The organism is Sphingobacterium sp. Ag1 (genome assembly GCF_000988325.1).
Lineage (GTDB): Bacteria > Bacteroidota > Bacteroidia > Sphingobacteriales > Sphingobacteriaceae > Sphingobacterium.
The window spans coordinates 64,650-80,899 of the sequence record NZ_LBGU01000030.1 but is presented as its reverse complement, the minus strand read 5'-3'; the positions used below and the strand labels follow the sequence as shown (position 1 = coordinate 80,899).

Genomic DNA, 16,250 nt, shown 5'->3' with positions numbered 1-16,250 from the left:
AAAGAGCTATTTGTTCAGTAAGTATATCAGTTGAAAGAACGCTTGTATTACTAGTTCTATTTTTTGCGAATAGAGGCCTGTTTTATTCTAATTATTTCTTGTTGATAGTAGGTGAAATGGAAAAATCGTTTATAAAATTCATCAATATGCTTTATCAAATCATTCATTTCGCTGCCCATGTTTTGAGAATCGATAAATTCAATGTTATTTTAATTCGATACTATGAGGGAGATTGATGAATTTCTTCACCAGATATGACAGGTTTCCTAGAATTATAGGGATGGCGTTTTGATCATTGTGAAAGATGTTGAAAATGTCATTTGCTACAAATGATTGGATATGATGAAAAACAAAAATTATGAAATAGAGCATTTTGCATATTTTCAAGAATTGAAGGGGACAAAAGAAGAGATTCTATATTTCAAGACTGAGCGGCAGATGTTTAGAAATGAGCCTGTCGGACTTGATTTTTTTTCGTTTTTGTTGTTTGAAAGAGGTGGTGGCACGCATATTATCGATGGGGTTGCTTATGAAATAAATTGTAAGCAGTTACACATGGTCTTTCCTGGCCAGATTCATAACTGGGATATTTGGACAGGTACGAAATCACATACCGTATTTGTTTCCGGGCGGCTTTTTAAGACATTTGAAAACTTTTTTATTTATCCGATTGATTATTATAAAAATAATCCTGTGATGAAACTTTCGGCTAGGGTTTTTCGGGAAATGTTGAATGAGTTTAAGGGGATCGATCGGGAGTTAGTATTCAAACGGGGGATGAAGGAGATTATTTTTTCAAAATTCAGGATTATAGCATTAATGTTCAACCGAGAAGTTGTGGGGAAATTAAAACATAGGAAAAAAGGTAAACTTGAACCTCTTCTCACACGTTTTTCGTTGTTACTTTTGGCATTTGGTCGGGAGCATCGTTCGGTCAAATATTATGCGGATAAATTAGGTGTCTCTGCAAATTACCTGAATGTGTTCTGCAGGAAGCACCTCGATATGAATGCCAATTCTTTTATCGCGAAAGAAGTTGTTAATGTTATTACGTCTGAATTGCTATGTGCAGGGAAATCGATCAAACAAGTTGCAGTAGATCTTAATTTCAATGATCTAGCGGGTTTTTCCAATTATTTTAAAAGGCATAATGGGGTATCTCCACGTCAGTTTTTGGAGCATTCAGGAATGCAGGAGGTTGAAGAATAGCGGTTCAAGCAAAATAGCTATCTGCTGTGTGTTTTTTTGAAAAGACATTTTAGTTAATGCTGTTTTTAGGAATCCACTCCAATTCTTTACCGTTGTTTTTTCTACCAATGAAGCCTATCCCTGGCCAAGGCATATGGGATGCGACCACAAGTGTCTGTTCTCGATAACAGCGATCAAGTATTTTTATCCGTGTATCGACAGCACGATGGAAGTCAATATCCCATTGAGTTCCCCAATGAGGCTGGGAAACTAGGATCGGTGAATGTATCAGATCGACAAGATTTGTAATTGCTCTGTTGTCGGATTTTATTGTATAGATGATATGGCCTGGGGTATGCCCAGCTGCTGATTCTGTATGAATGCAGGAAAATAGTTGATCGCCCGGTTCAAATAGCTGTAATTTGACCTCAATAGCAACGAGTGTTTTTCGTATTAAATCGACGCTAGTTTGAGCAATTTCTGGATTTTCGCTCTTGGAAAAATCAGGACGATCTGACATCCAGAACTCAAATTCGGGTTTAGCCATGTAGTAAGTTGCGTTTGGATAATTGGGTAAACCATCGGCATCTAATATGCCACCGATATGGTCGCGATGTGCGTGCGTAATGAGAATATCTGTTATTTTATTACGGTCAATATTCGCTAAAAGCAGACTTTCCGTTAAATTTCCGGCATTGTCAGTGTCATAATGTCCCTCACCAGTATCAATGAGTATGTATCGATTCCGTTGTTTAATCAGCATGATGATGATGGGCGCTTGGTAGATCTTTGTTGAAAGTGAAAGCCTTTGCAGTTCCGTTTCGACTAGTTGAGACGGTATTTTTGGGGCAAGGGTAGGCTGTAATGTTTCGAGTGTAAAATAACCATCTGTCAGGAGTACAAGCTCGAGCGTACCGAAGGGAATTTGTAGATGACCTGTTCTTTTAAGCTGTTTCATATTGCCAAAGTTGAACAAATTGCTTTTAACAATCTAATAGCGTTATGAAAATCAAACACAATGTAATAAATTGATAAAATATTTACAATACTTATTGGGGCCTAAAGACTGTACAACGATGTTCAGGAATGTAACTTGCCTTTTGTTCGTACCTGCTTCGTACCTTATTCGGATGCGATACAGATATTGTACAGATGCTGACCTGATTCCGACCAGACCCTGCACAGGAATTATCTGGTCGGAATCAGGTCACTAATGGTCGCCAGATTGTTCATCTCCGAAGGTGGTACGAACACAATACGAACACAACCCGAGGACGTCAGCCCTAATTGGCTTGACAATTTTTAAAACATTTTTTTCAATTGTTTTAAAATTGTACGGATTGCGATGGACCGTGTGAAGAGTAGGATTCGATAGCTAAATTTTATAGGTGTTCTTGAACTGTCTTGTCCTCATGAATCGCTTTCTGCTGGATTTTAAACGAGGTGCTGTTTTTTCACCAGAAACAAAAAAAAGCGCTTTCTGATTTCTCTGAAAGCGCTGTTGTCTGCGGAAGAGGCGGGATTCGAACCCGCGGTACCGTTTCCAGTACGACAGTTTAGCAAACTGTTCCTTTCGGCCACTCAGGCACCCTTCCTCGTTTTGACATTGCAAACATAAGGCAATTATTTGATTCTGCAAAGTCTAAATAATAAAAAAAATGCAAAAAAAATGTAACGTTGCAATAAGCGTTTGAAATTCAATTTGTTGTTTGACAATTAAAATTACATTGTTTTTTTGCTTAAATCGTAGTCTACCCGAACATGGTAGATACTTTTGAGCATTGCCTTAAAAATAACTGCCGATTCGGTGATATCTTTTAGCGTAATGTTACTATTATTGAACTGCCCCCGCATCAATTTATGTTCAATAATCTTATCGACAAGATTATTGATAGACTCTTCCGATGGTTCTTTTAACGCACGGGATGCGGCTTCGACCGAATCTGCCATCATGAGTACGGCTGTTTCCTTTGAAAAAGGAATAGGGCCGGGGTAGGTAAATAAAGACTCGTCCACCAGTTTGTCGGGGTTGTTCTTGACAAAAACGTTATAAAAGTAGTCAACACGTGTCGTTCCGTGGTGTGTGCGGATAAAATCAAGGATCACGTCAGGCAATTGATGTTTTTTGGCAATATCGACCCCTTTGATGACATGTGATATAATAATCTGCGCACTTTGTTCCGGTGAAAGCTCATCATGCGGATTTTTTTCTGTCTTCTGGTTCTCGATAAAAAATTGGGGGTTTGTCAATTTTCCGATATCGTGGTAAAGGGCTCCGGCGCGAACCAGCAGCGGATTTCCGCCGATTTTGTAGATAGCGGCTTCCGCTAGATTAGCCACCTGTAGGGAGTGCTGAAAGGTTCCCGGAGCTTTAAAAGAAAGTTCCCGCAATAATTTGGAATTACTATTGGTAAGTTCCATGAGTGTGAGATCAGAGACAATGCCAAACAACTTTTCGAATGCATAGATCATCGGGTAAGCCAATAAAGTAATCATGACACTTACGAAAAAGGGAAGAAGGTCAGACCAGTAAATGGTGTCTATTGATCCGTTTCTTGTGACGACCAGGCCGATATAAGCAATCCAATAGGTGCCGAGGATGATAGCCGAGGAAATGAACAGCTGCTCCCGTTTGACCAATGTTTTAATACTATAGATCGCAACGATGCCCGCCATAAATTGCAGGAAGACAAACTCAAAACTATTTGGTACAAAAAGCCCCGCCAGCAGCACCATCAACAGATGGATATTGAGCGCCACACGCGTATCAAAAAGAATACGGATTATAATAGGGACAGCACAAAACGGCATATAGTAAAGATTCGGTATCTTGATTTTAATGGCCCAGGATAGGACGCCGAGCATACCTATAATGACAATCATGATAATGACCAGCAATCTATTGTTGAAATAGATGTCCTTGCGGAAAAGAAAAAGGAATACCATTAGAATTGAAAGGGCGAGCGAGATAATCAGAAATTGCCCCAGGGTCACATAGTTTTGATTTCCGCTGATCTTGCCTTCATCTTCGTATACCTTACGAAGCGACTCGAGTTTCTGGTAAGTCTCATTGGAAATTATTTTTTCTTTTTCGGCGATCAGTTCGCCTTTTTGGACTACACCCCGTGTCGCTGAAATATTAGCAATGGCATTCTGTTCCAAGGCCTCCGTCTGCTGGTCGTTATAAATATAGTTAATGGTAATATAGTTTTTTAAAGTCTCCTCGAGCCAGCTCTTTTGTTTTATTTTGGTCAATTTGGGCATGATCTCATCCATGTAACCATAGGAGCTTTCGATGGTGTAACAGTCGGCCGTGTTTTTTTGACTGGCAACTTTGTCCTGGATCAGTGTGAAGTTGTAATGCTTGGAAGCTGGAGATTTGTCATTGCTGCGGTTCTGAAACCGATTGTTCAATGAAAGGATGCCTTTGCCATAGAGATGGCTTAAGATGGCATTGCCGGCATTTCTATAATCCGCAATATTCTCATGTGTTGTATCCAGCTTGCTGCTTTGCCATTTTTCGGCCAGATCGGTATTGAACTGATCAATTTGCTCTTTGCTTGTCGTCGTATTGGCATTATAAATCGGTTGAATCGTGTTCAAGATACTTTTCTTGTCCGCATTCAATTCTTCCTGCGTTTTTAATATGGCGAAATTATAGGGTGATATCAGATTCTCATGATTCCATACTTTTCCTTTTTGGAATTCATAGCGAAAACGAGGCTGTTTGGGAAGGAATATACAGATCAGAATAATAGTGATAAGTATTAATCCAATTTTTCGGACGAGGTTCTCCGTTGTATTTAATTCTCTTTTGTACTTTATTTTTAGTCTTCCCACTGTGAGCTATATTTTTAATATAATGTTAATATACAAATGTAGTTATAATTTATTTTCTGCAGCTTCTGCCAATTGTCGTTTGTAGGTATTAAATCGGGTAAATGCTGTGATGAACAAAAAATACTTGTTATCTTTGCAAAAAAAATACAACATGTCAACAAAATCACATCTAATTGCACCATCCGTTCTTGCTGCAGACTTTGCAAAATTATACGATGATATCATCATGGTAAACAACAGTGAGGCAGATTGGTTTCATATTGATATTATGGACGGTGTTTTCGTTCCAAATATCTCTTTTGGATTTCCAGTTATGCAGGCTATTGCAAAACATGCTGCTAAACCTTTGGATGTACATTTGATGATTGTTGATCCCGATCGTTATCTGCAGGTATGTAAAGATTCGGGGGCTGAGATCATTACCGTGCACTACGAAGCATGTACACATTTGCATCGTACAATAGCTGCTATAAAAGAATTGGGATGTAAAGCTGGTGTCGCATTGAATCCACATACACCGGTTGCTCTATTAAAAGATGTTCTTGCAGATTTAGACTTGGTGTGTATCATGTCTGTTAATCCGGGATTCGGTGGTCAAAAATTTATTCCAAATACCTATGCCAAGGTGCAGGAACTAAGGGCGATGGCACAAGGCGTGAATGATGGACTGCTGATTGAAATCGATGGGGGAGTAACGACTGCGAATGCAGCACAATTATTGAAAGCGGGAGCAGATGTGCTGGTGGCAGGTTCATTTGTCTTCAACGCGACAGATCCTTTGGAAACTGTGAAAGCATTAAAAGACATTGATATAACTGTAGAAAGTATATAAAAGGAAAAGGTGATTTGATAATATAAATCACCTTTTTTTTTGAAAGAAATAAATGCAAAATAGTGGATTGCAAAGAAAGATGGCGGGATTGCATAAGTTCTGTTTAGAACAATTCCAAATTGATTTAAATAAATGGAATGCATGCGTTTAAAGTTGGATTTTCACTATTTTTGTAATTAGTCATACAAGTTGATTTACGACAAATGAATCAACTTCAAAACATGAAGTGGAAGGGTTAATTTGTGATTTGTTAGGGGGACCCGATAGATGGCGTATTAGCTTAATTATATTACAGACATGGTAGCATAGAAAGACAATGTGTTTTTAGGCTGCCCATAAAATAGAAAGATAGATATCTATGAGTATTTACAACGATTACGTACAAGAGGTTGTAGAACGAGAAGGCCAAGGATTACATCCTAAGCCTTTTGACGGAGCAGAATTACTAAGTGAGGTAATTGCTCAGATTAAAGATTTAAACAATGAAAATAGAGCTGAATCTTTAAGATTGTTTATTTACAACACGTTGCCGGGTACTACGCCTGCAGCGGGTGTTAAAGCGCAATTTCTGAAGGAAATTATTTTGGGTAAATCAGTCGTTGCTGAAATTACACCTGATTTTGCTTTTGAATTGTTGTCACATATGAAGGGTGGTCCTTCAATCAAGGTCTTATTGGACCTGGCTTTGGGTACAGATCTAGCTATTGCAAAACAGGCGGCTGAGGTTCTTAAAACACAAGTTTTCTTATACGACGCAGATACCGCTCGTTTGAAAGAAGCTTTTGAGCAAGGCAATGAGGTAGCGAAAGATATTTTAGAAAGCTATGCAAAAGCAGAGTTTTTCACGAAACTGCCTGAGGTTGCTGAGGAAATTCAAGTGGTTACTTTTATCGCTGGTGAAGGTGATATCTCGACAGATTTATTATCGCCAGGTAACCAGGCACACTCGCGTTCAGATCGTGAATTACATGGAAAATGTATGATCACACCTGAAGCACAGCAACAAATCGTTGAATTACAGGCGCAACACCCTGGTAAAAGCGTTATGTTAATTGCTGAAAAAGGAACAATGGGTGTGGGGTCATCTCGTATGTCGGGTGTAAACAACGTTGCACTATGGACCGGTAAACAAGCGAGCCCTTACGTTCCTTTTGTCAACATTGCGCCAATTGTTGGTGGTACGAATGGTATCTCACCGATTTTCTTGACAACAGTGGACGTGACCGGAGGTATCGGTATAGACCTTAAAAACTGGGTGAAGAAAGTGGATGAAAATGGTAACGTAATCCGTAATGAGAAAAACGAGCCAATTCTAGAAGAAGCTTATTCTGTTGCTACAGGTACTGTCTTAACAATTAATACCAAGACTAAAAAATTATATAACGGCGAGCAGGAGCTAATCGATATTTCGAAAGCTTTGACTCCTCAAAAAATGGAATTTATTAAAGCAGGTGGTTCTTATGCTATTGTCTTTGGTAAAAAGATCCAAACTTTTGCAGCGGAAACTTTAGGGATTCAAGCGCCAGCAGTATTTGCCCCTTCAAAAGAAATCACAATCGAAGGCCAGGGTCTAACAGCAGTGGAGAAAATCTTCAATAAAAATGCGGTAGGTGTAACGCCAGGTAAGGTATTACATGCGGGTTCTGACGTTCGTGTGAAGGTGAATATCGTTGGCTCGCAAGATACGACAGGTTTGATGACTGCGCAGGAGTTAGAAGCAATGGCTGCTACAGTAATTTCGCCTACAGTAGATGGGGCTTATCAATCAGGTTGTCATACTGCATCGGTATGGGATAAAAAAGCACAAGCCAATATTCCTAAATTGATGAAATTTATGAATGATTTTGGATTGATCACTGCACGCGACCCTCAAGGGGTGTACCATTCGATGACAGACGTTATTCATAAGGTATTAAATGATATTACCATTGATGAGTGGGCAATCATTATCGGAGGTGATTCACATACCCGTATGTCTAAAGGTGTTGCTTTTGGTGCTGACTCCGGTACGGTGGCGCTAGCTTTAGCGACAGGTGAAGCTTCTATGCCAATCCCTGAATCGGTCAAAGTTACGTTTAAAGGCAGTATGAAAGAACACATGGATTTCCGTGATGTGGTTCATGCGACACAAGCGCAGATGTTGCAGCAATTTGCTGGTGAAAATGTGTTCCAAGGTCGGATTATAGAGGTTCATATCGGTACGCTTTTAGCGGATCAGGCATTTACTTTTACAGACTGGACTGCAGAAATGAAAGCGAAAGCTTCTATTTGTATTTCCCAGGATAATACGCTGATCGAATCATTGGAAATCGCTAAAAACCGTATCCAGATTATGATCGATAAAGGCATGGAAAACAAAAACAATGTTTTGCAGGGCTTAATTGACAAAGCGAACAAACGTATAGAGGAAATTAAATCTGGTGCTAAGCCTGCTTTAACTCCAGACACCAATGCGAAGTATTACGCTGAAGTTGTTATTGATCTGGATATTATCGAAGAACCGATGATCGCCGACCCGGATGTGAATAATGCAGATGTTTCGAAACGTTATACACACGATACAATTCGCGATCTTTCTTACTACGGTGGAAACAAAAAGGTGGACTTAGGTTTCGTCGGTTCTTGTATGGTTCACAAAGACGATTTGAAGATCGTATCGAAGATGTTGAAAAACATTGAACAGCAAAAAGGTGTTGTTACGTTTGAAGCGCCTCTGGTCGTTGCAGCGCCAACATACAATATCATTGATGAGCTAAAAGCGGAAGGCGATTGGGAATTCTTACAAAAGTACTCTGGATTTGAATTTAGCGATGCTTTACCAAAAAGTACTGCGCGTACTGAATACGAGAATATTATGTATTTGGAGCGTCCTGGTTGTAACCTTTGTATGGGTAACCAGGAGAAAGCAGCTAAAGGTGACACGGTAATGGCTACGTCAACCCGTTTATTCCAAGGACGTGTTGTTGAAGACAGAGATGGTAAAAAAGGGGAGTCTTTATTAGCATCAACTCCGGTTGTTGTTCTTTCAGCGATTTTGGGCCGGATTCCGAATATTGAAGAATATAAAGCTGCTGTGGAAGGCATTAACTTAACGAAGTTTGCGCCTATTCCAACAAAATAATTAGTGATAGGGTTTAGTAACTTAATTAAACAACATAAATTAGAGAGATATGGCTTTTGATATAGATATGATTAAAAAGGTCTATAGCCAATATGATGAGCGCATTTCTGCTGCTCGTCAGGTGGTTAACAAACCTTTGACTTTATCTGAGAAAATTTTGTATGCCCACCTTTGGGATGGCAATGCTACTGAGGATTACAAACGTGGCGTTTCTTACGTTGACTTTGCCCCAGATCGCGTTGCTATGCAGGATGCAACTGCACAGATGGCATTATTGCAATTTATGCAAGCTGGGCGTCCAAAGGTAGCGGTTCCTTCTACTGTACACTGTGATCACCTGATTCAGGCTAAAGAGGGTGCGGATAAAGATTTGGCTCGTGCTAAAAGCGAAAGTTCTGAAGTATTCAACTTTTTGAGTTCTGTATCCAATAAATATGGTATCGGTTTTTGGAAACCCGGAGCTGGTATTATTCACCAAGTCGTTTTGGAAAACTATGCGTTTCCAGGCGGTATGATGATCGGTACAGACTCGCATACGGTGAATGCCGGTGGTTTAGGTATGGTTGCAATCGGTGTGGGTGGTGCTGATGCGTGTGATGTGATGGCAGGTCTACCTTGGGAACTTAAATTCCCGAAACTGATCGGTGTAAAATTAACGGGTAAGTTGAGTGGATGGGCGGCAGCAAAAGATGTGATCCTCAAAGTCGCGGGTATTTTGACTGTAAAGGGTGGAACTGGTGCCATTGTTGAGTATTTTGGCGAAGGTGCGGAGTCTCTATCGTGTACAGGTAAGGGAACCATCTGTAACATGGGTGCTGAAATTGGTGCAACAACCTCAACTTTCGGTTATGACGAATCGATGGAACGTTATCTGCGTGCTACGGGGCGTGCCGAAGTAGCTGATGCGGCCAATGCTATAAAACAGCATTTGACTGCGGATGCTGAGGTCTATGCTGACCCAGAACAATATTTTGATCAGTTAATTGAAATCAATCTGTCTGAATTAGAGCCTTCTCTAAACGGTCCTTTTACACCAGATTTGTATACACCAGTTTCACGCATGCGTGAAGAAGCAACGAAAAATGGTTGGCCTCTGCAAGTTGAATGGGGATTGATCGGTTCATGTACAAACTCTTCCTATGAAGACTTGTCACGTGCGGCTTCTATTGCAAGACAGGCTGTTGATAAAGGGCTTATCACAAAAGCTGAATTCGGTATTAATCCAGGGTCAGAGCAAGTGCGTTTTACGGCTGATCGCGATGGTTTGCTGAAAACTTTTGAAGATCTCAATGCGACAATTTTTACAAATGCATGTGGTCCATGTATCGGTATGTGGGATCGTGTAGGGGCCGATAAACAAGAGAAAAATACAATCGTTCACTCTTTCAATCGTAACTTTGCAAAACGTGCAGATGGTAATCCAAATACCTATGCATTTGTTGCATCGCCAGAATTGGTAGCTGCGATTGCAATTTCTGGTGATTTGGGTTTCAATCCGGTAACTGATACCTTGACAAACAACAAGGGTGAACAAGTGAAGCTGGATCCACCTGTGGGGGATGAGTTGCCAACAAAGGGATTTGCGGTAGATGACCCAGGGTACCAAGCGCCAGCTGCTGATGGTAGTTCGGTGGTGGTTGATGTAGCGCCTACTTCAGATCGTCTTCAATTGTTGGAGCCTTTTGCTCCATGGGAAGGTACGGATCTGAAAGGGTTGAAACTATTGATTAAGGCGAAAGGTAAATGTACTACTGACCATATTTCTATGGCTGGTCCTTGGTTGAAATACCGTGGTCACTTGGATAATATCTCAAATAACATGTTGATTGGCGCTTTGAATTTCTTCAATGAGAAGACTGATAGCGTTAAAAATCAACTTACAGGCGAGTATGGTCCTGTTCCTGCAACACAGCGGGACTATAAAGCACACGGTATTGGTTCAATTGTAGTCGGCGATGAAAACTACGGTGAAGGTTCTTCCCGCGAGCATGCTGCGATGGAACCTCGTCATTTAGGTGTTCGTGCTGTTTTAGTGAAGTCTTTTGCCCGTATTCACGAAACAAACCTGAAAAAACAAGGGATGTTGGGATTAACGTTTGCAAACAAAGACGATTATAACAAGATTCAGGAGAATGATACCATTGATATTATCGGTCTGACAGAATTTGCTCCAGGTAAACCATTAACGCTTGTGTTACATCATGCTGATGGTACTTCGGAAGAGATTTTGGCGAATCATACCTACAATGCGCAACAAATCGAGTGGTTTAAAGCCGGTGGAGCTTTGAATATCATCCGCAAAAATCAAGGATAATAATTTTTTAGAAATAAAATGAAAAGCTGCTTTCCCGGAAAGCAGCTTTTTTTATTTCCTGAGCGGAATGACATTTCTGTGATCTTCGTCATATTTTACCAATTTCCATTGTTTTTATTTGCTTATAAAATAGAATGCCGGTACTTTTGCCCAACGTTTTTAGCACCGATATGAGAAAAATATTTTTAACAATTGGAGCACTTGCACTAAGTGTTTCTGCCTTATTTGCCCAAGAAAATCCTGAGATAGGAAAAAGCATTTTCAAACCGAAAAATTTGAGAACAGAAAGTAACAAGGGCAAATTCTTCTTCTTTTGGGGGTACAACTTCTCTTCTTACGCGAAATCAGATATTCATTTTACGGGACCTAATTATGACTTTATTCTGCATGATGTAAAAGCGGGTGACAGGCCAACTAAATTTGGTTCAACGTATTTTGACCCAAGCAGGCTGACTATTCCGCAATTTAATCTGCACTTTGGTTATTATATCAAGGATAATTATTCCATTTCATTGGGATGGGACCATATGAAATATGTGGTCGATATTCCACAACAGGTGAAAATTTCGGGTTTTATCGGTGAAGAGATTTCTAACCCTGGTATTCCGACAGGAAATCGCGCTGGTCAATATAACGGTGAATTGATTACTGTAGACTCGGCCATGCTGACATTTGAACACACCGACGGCTATAACTTTGCCTCAGTAGGCCTGGAACGTTATGACGACATCATCAATAACCGCAAGGGTCAACAGGTATTGACGATGGAATCGGGTGTGGATGTAGGCTTATTGATTCCTCGTTCCGACGTACATCTTTTTGGTGAAGGAGCCAACCATTTTTGGAACATTGCAGGGTATGGCGCTTCGGCAAAAGTTGGGTTGCACTACCGTTTTTATAAGGGACTCTACCTTCAGGGGAATTTCAAAACGGGCTGGACTGATTTAACAAACATTCGTACAACTGGAAGAAGAGGGGTAGATAAAGCCTCTCAACAAATATGGTTTTTTGAAAATTACTGGGCTTTGGGCTTTAGATTTTAAAATATATTCGTTACAAAAAAAGCTACTTTTAAAGTAGCTTTTTTTGTATATTCTTTTTATATCCTATTTCATCTTCTATAAACGTCTCAGCTAAATGTCGCTCAGTTTGAAAATATCCTTTACCCGAATACCTTTTTCAGTACGCTGAAGTGTACAGCATTCATGTATCGGATCGTGTTCGAAAAATAAGATGTATTCATTATCGACGATCTCATTCCAATAGCTGTTGCGTTCCTCCATGGTCACGAGAGGTCTAACATCATAGCTCATAACATAAGGAATAGGAATATGTCCCACCGATGGCAATAGATCCGCCATATAGAGGATCGTTTTGCCTTTATACAGTATCTGAGGCAGCATCATCGCTTCTGTATGACCGTGTGCATAACGGATAGCAATATTGCTTCCGAAAGGATTTTGGTGATCTTCGACAAATTTTAATTGCCCACTCTCTTGTATTGGTAAAATGTTCTCTTTTAAGAAAGAAGCTTTTTCGCGTGGATTAGGATCGGTAGCCCAAGACCAATGGTCGCTATTGCTCCAAAAATGAGCATTTTTAAAAGCCGGAACGAGTTGTTCACCTTCGCGGGCGATAGCGCCACCACAATGGTCGAAATGCAGGTGTGTAAGGATGACATCGGTGATATCACTTCTGTCAAACCCACTATTTTTTAATGATTTATCCAGCGTTGCATCGCCGTGAAGATAATAATAGCTGAAGAATTTTTCATTTTGTTTGTCTCCCAATCCTGTATCGACCAGCATTAATCGATTACTGTCCTCGATGAGGAGCAGGCGGTTTCCCCAGGTACACATATTGTTTGAGTCGGCTGGGTTTGTTTTGTTCCAGATACTCTTGGGGACAACGCCAAACATTGCACCGCCATCAAGTTTGAAAAATCCCGTTTCTATGGCATGTAATTTCATTCGCAGATGATATGTCTTTTAATGATCTGTTTTTACCTTATTAATATTTGTAAAGCTTGGAACAATTTACGAAAAATATGTGATATTTTTTGATGGTGATAAATTGATGTGCTAAAAAAATATGCTAAAAAGTTTAATTTTTTTTATCTCTATAAGTTGTTGTTAATGAGTGTTTTGTTTTTGTGTTTTTTGTACAATAAGCTTGATTTTTAGATAATTAAGTTTTGTTTTTAGCGAAAAATGCCGTTAAATTTGGGCACATTTTAAAACAAACAAAAAATATGAAAAAGGGTAACATTGGAAACGCGCCTGATTTGAAATATTTAAAAATTGATAGTACAAAAAATGTATTTTATCAATTGCCTGTTTCTGAATTGGTCGAACATGCCTTAGCAAATCACGAAGGTCGACTTTCTGATACGGGAGCGCTTGCTGCTGATACAGGGAAATTTACTGGAAGATCGCCAAAAGATCGGTTTCTGGTCGAAGATTCTTTAACTAAAGATAGCGTTTGGTGGGGAGAGATCAATCAACGAATGTCTCCGGCTAATTTTGAAGCACTATTTTCGAAAGTAGCGGCTCACTTAAGTGATAAAATCATCTATGTAAGAGATTGTGCTGCGGGGGCTGATCCAGCTTATCAAATAGATTTACGTGTTGTTACGGAGACAGCCTATCAAAGTATATTTGCCAATAACCTGTTTCTACGGCCGGAGCCAAATCCAGATGCCCAGCCAGCCTGGTCGATTTTAGCCGCCCCGACGCTGCTTATCGATGAGCCGCATCAATATGGCATTATCAACGAAAATTTTGTCGCGATTGACTTTACAAAAAAGATAGTATTGATTGCAGGGACTGGTTATACAGGGGAGATTAAAAAGAGCATTTTTTCAATATTGAACTTTATTTTGCCATTCCAGCATAATGTGCTTTCTATGCACTGCTCGGCGAACACGTCGAAAGCGGGGGAGACAGCATTATTTTTCGGACTTTCAGGTACAGGGAAAACGACGCTGTCGGCTGATAGAAACAGAAAGTTGATTGGTGATGACGAGCATGGATGGAGCGAAAGGGGAATATTCAATTTCGAAGGCGGCTGCTATGCCAAATGTGTAGGGCTGTCAGAAGACAAAGAACCTGAGATCTTTCACGCAATTCGTTTTGGGGCTCTCCTTGAAAATGTTGTGTTGGATGAATTTGATCGACCTGACTATAACGATATTAGCAAGACAGAGAATACGAGGGTATCCTATCCCATTGATTTTATGGAAAATGCCGAAATAAATGGAATTGGCAATGAACCCGAAAATATTTTTTTCCTGACAGCTGATGCTTTTGGAGTACTTCCTCCCATTTCATTGTTGACCATCGATCAGGCGGTATATCATTTTGTCAGTGGTTATACAGCAAAGGTTGCCGGTACAGAGGTCGGGATAAAGGAGCCTACAGCAGCATTTTCAACCTGTTTTGGACAGGCATTTTTACCGCTCCATCCTTCAAAATATGCGGCCTTGCTGCGTTCGAAACTAGAGCAAAATCGTAACATCAAAGTTTGGCTAGTGAATACAGGCTGGATTGCTGGTCCTTACGGAATAGGTAGACGTATTAAGCTTAGTTATACACGATCGCTAATTCGCGCGGCCATGGACGGTTCGCTACTGGAATCTCAGTTTAATAAGCATGATATTTTTGGATTGGAATATCCAACGAGCTGTGGAGAGCATGTTCCTGCACAAATTTTAGATGCACGCGGCTTATGGAACAATGATGAGGCTTATGACATGCAAGCAAAACGCTTGGCGAAGCTGTTTATTTCGAATTTTGAAAAATTCAATAATGAAATGCCGGACTCGGTGCTGGCCGCAGGACCTAAAATAGAAACTACGGTACTTGTATCTTAATTCGTTTTAATATCATAAAAAAACAGGAGGAAATACTTTTCCTCCTGTTTTTTTATAATGATACCTTTCTAGACCGACAGTCATTTAGTCGTGTTTTGTAACGAAAGAATCTATTTTTTCCTGCTCACTTCCAACAAGCGCATTGATAATCAGTTTGAAGGACGCTAAGCGGGCCTTTTTCTTGTTATCTTTTGTAATTTCTAACCAAGGCGATTTTTTGGTGCTTGTCTTTTTAAATAAATCTTCGATATAACCCGTATAAACATCCCATTTCTCCTGCGCCTGCTCGTCCAGCACACCGATTTTCCATTGTTTTAGGATATCTTCTTTTCGCTCTTTTAATCTTTCGGCCTGCTCTTCTTTGCTGATATTCAGGAATAATTTGATAAGGATGATGCCATCGTCGATTAACTGCTTCTCAAATTCAGGAACTTGGTTCATAAACAGCTCGTGCTGTTCCTTGGTGCAAAATCCAAATACTGGTTCAACAACAGCTCTGTTATACCAGCTGCGGTCGAAAATCACAATTTCCCCAGCATTGGGGAGCTGTTTGATATATCGTTGAAAATACCATTGTCCGGCTTCCTCTTCGGTTGGCTTAGGCAATGCAACAACGCGCACCTTTTTTGGATTCAGGTATTGGGTTACACGGCCAATTGTACCGCCTTTACCCGCAGCGTCCCTGCCTTCAAAAATAATCAGGACCCGTTTTCCTTTTTCAATGATTTCATATTGAAGTTTTAAGAGCTTGACTTGGAGCTCGTAAAGCTCCTTTTCATAATCGTAAACATCATTGAATTTTTTTATCTCCAGAATGCCATGCTGTTCCAGATAGTTTAAAACATCTTTGTTTTCGTAGATCTTCTGAAGTTCATTTAAATCGTATTCTGCCATATGCTATTGATTTATACGTTCGTTTTCCTAAAGTTACTTATTGAATTGTTAAAAAACGTCAAATTTCATATAATTCCACATGGGATGTGTAATAATAAGCTCTTCACTTACGTTTAGAATTCTAAACAGCAAAAGAGGCTGTTTGCATAAATAAGACTTTTCATAAATTTAGGTTAATAATTGGTTAGGT

The 16,250-nt window shown here is 39.9% G+C and carries 10 protein-coding genes and 1 tRNA gene; 6 read left to right on the top strand and 5 right to left on the bottom strand.

All coding sequences use genetic code 11. The features are described 5' to 3' along the window. Positions 1–339 precede the first annotated feature (339 nt). Positions 340–1,209 carry a helix-turn-helix domain-containing protein gene (locus tag AAW12_RS06915; RefSeq protein WP_084823098.1) on the top strand — a complete coding sequence of 290 codons (870 nt, stop codon included), beginning with the start codon at positions 340–342 and terminating at the stop codon, positions 1,207–1,209. Positions 1,210–1,258: 49 nt separating this feature from the next. Here the strand turns inward: AAW12_RS06915 and AAW12_RS06910 are convergent, their stop codons facing one another. From AAW12_RS06910 to AAW12_RS06900, 3 genes are all read right to left on the bottom strand, one after another. Then, positions 1,259–2,146, bottom strand: coding sequence for an MBL fold metallo-hydrolase (locus tag AAW12_RS06910; protein WP_053003557.1), 888 nt, complete (start codon positions 2,144–2,146; stop codon positions 1,259–1,261). A 550-nt stretch (positions 2,147–2,696) separates the two neighbouring features. Further along, positions 2,697–2,783: transfer RNA gene (locus AAW12_RS06905), tRNA-Ser, on the bottom strand. A 127-nt stretch (positions 2,784–2,910) separates the two neighbouring features. Next, positions 2,911–5,028: an HD family phosphohydrolase gene (locus AAW12_RS06900; protein ID WP_046672874.1), complete on the bottom strand. Its 2,118-nt coding sequence runs from the start codon at positions 5,026–5,028 to the stop codon at positions 2,911–2,913. Positions 5,029–5,179: 151 nt separating this feature from the next. On the opposite strand from AAW12_RS06900, the gene rpe reads away from it, so the two are divergent. The 4 genes from rpe (at position 5,180) to AAW12_RS06880 (ending at position 12,338) form a co-directional block, all read left to right on the top strand. Then, positions 5,180–5,860, top strand: a complete 681-nt coding sequence (gene rpe, locus AAW12_RS06895; RefSeq protein ID WP_046672873.1) for a ribulose-phosphate 3-epimerase — start codon at positions 5,180–5,182, stop codon at positions 5,858–5,860. A 358-nt stretch (positions 5,861–6,218) separates the two neighbouring features. Beyond that, entirely contained in the window at positions 6,219–8,981 is a 2,763-nt protein-coding gene (locus tag AAW12_RS06890; protein WP_046672872.1) for a bifunctional aconitate hydratase 2/2-methylisocitrate dehydratase, read from the top strand. Positions 8,982–9,030: 49 nt separating this feature from the next. After that, positions 9,031–11,295: an aconitate hydratase gene (locus AAW12_RS06885; RefSeq protein WP_046672871.1), complete on the top strand. Its 2,265-nt coding sequence runs from the start codon at positions 9,031–9,033 to the stop codon at positions 11,293–11,295. A gap of 170 nt (positions 11,296–11,465) precedes the next feature. Next, positions 11,466–12,338 carry a hypothetical protein gene (locus tag AAW12_RS06880; RefSeq protein WP_046672928.1) on the top strand — a complete coding sequence of 291 codons (873 nt, stop codon included), beginning with the start codon at positions 11,466–11,468 and terminating at the stop codon, positions 12,336–12,338. A gap of 90 nt (positions 12,339–12,428) precedes the next feature. Here the strand turns inward: AAW12_RS06880 and AAW12_RS06875 are convergent, their stop codons facing one another. Beyond that, complete coding sequence (locus AAW12_RS06875; RefSeq protein ID WP_046672870.1) at positions 12,429–13,265, bottom strand: MBL fold metallo-hydrolase; 837 nt, start codon at positions 13,263–13,265, stop codon at positions 12,429–12,431. A gap of 281 nt (positions 13,266–13,546) precedes the next feature. On the opposite strand from AAW12_RS06875, the gene pckA reads away from it, so the two are divergent. Next, positions 13,547–15,166, top strand: a complete 1,620-nt coding sequence (gene pckA / locus AAW12_RS06870) for a phosphoenolpyruvate carboxykinase (ATP) (RefSeq protein WP_046672927.1) — start codon at positions 13,547–13,549, stop codon at positions 15,164–15,166. Between the two features lie 84 nt (positions 15,167–15,250). Here the strand turns inward: pckA and ppk2 are convergent, their stop codons facing one another. Then, positions 15,251–16,060: a polyphosphate kinase 2 gene (gene ppk2 / locus AAW12_RS06865; RefSeq protein ID WP_046672869.1), complete on the bottom strand. Its 810-nt coding sequence runs from the start codon at positions 16,058–16,060 to the stop codon at positions 15,251–15,253. Between the last annotated feature and the right edge of the window lie 190 nt (positions 16,061–16,250).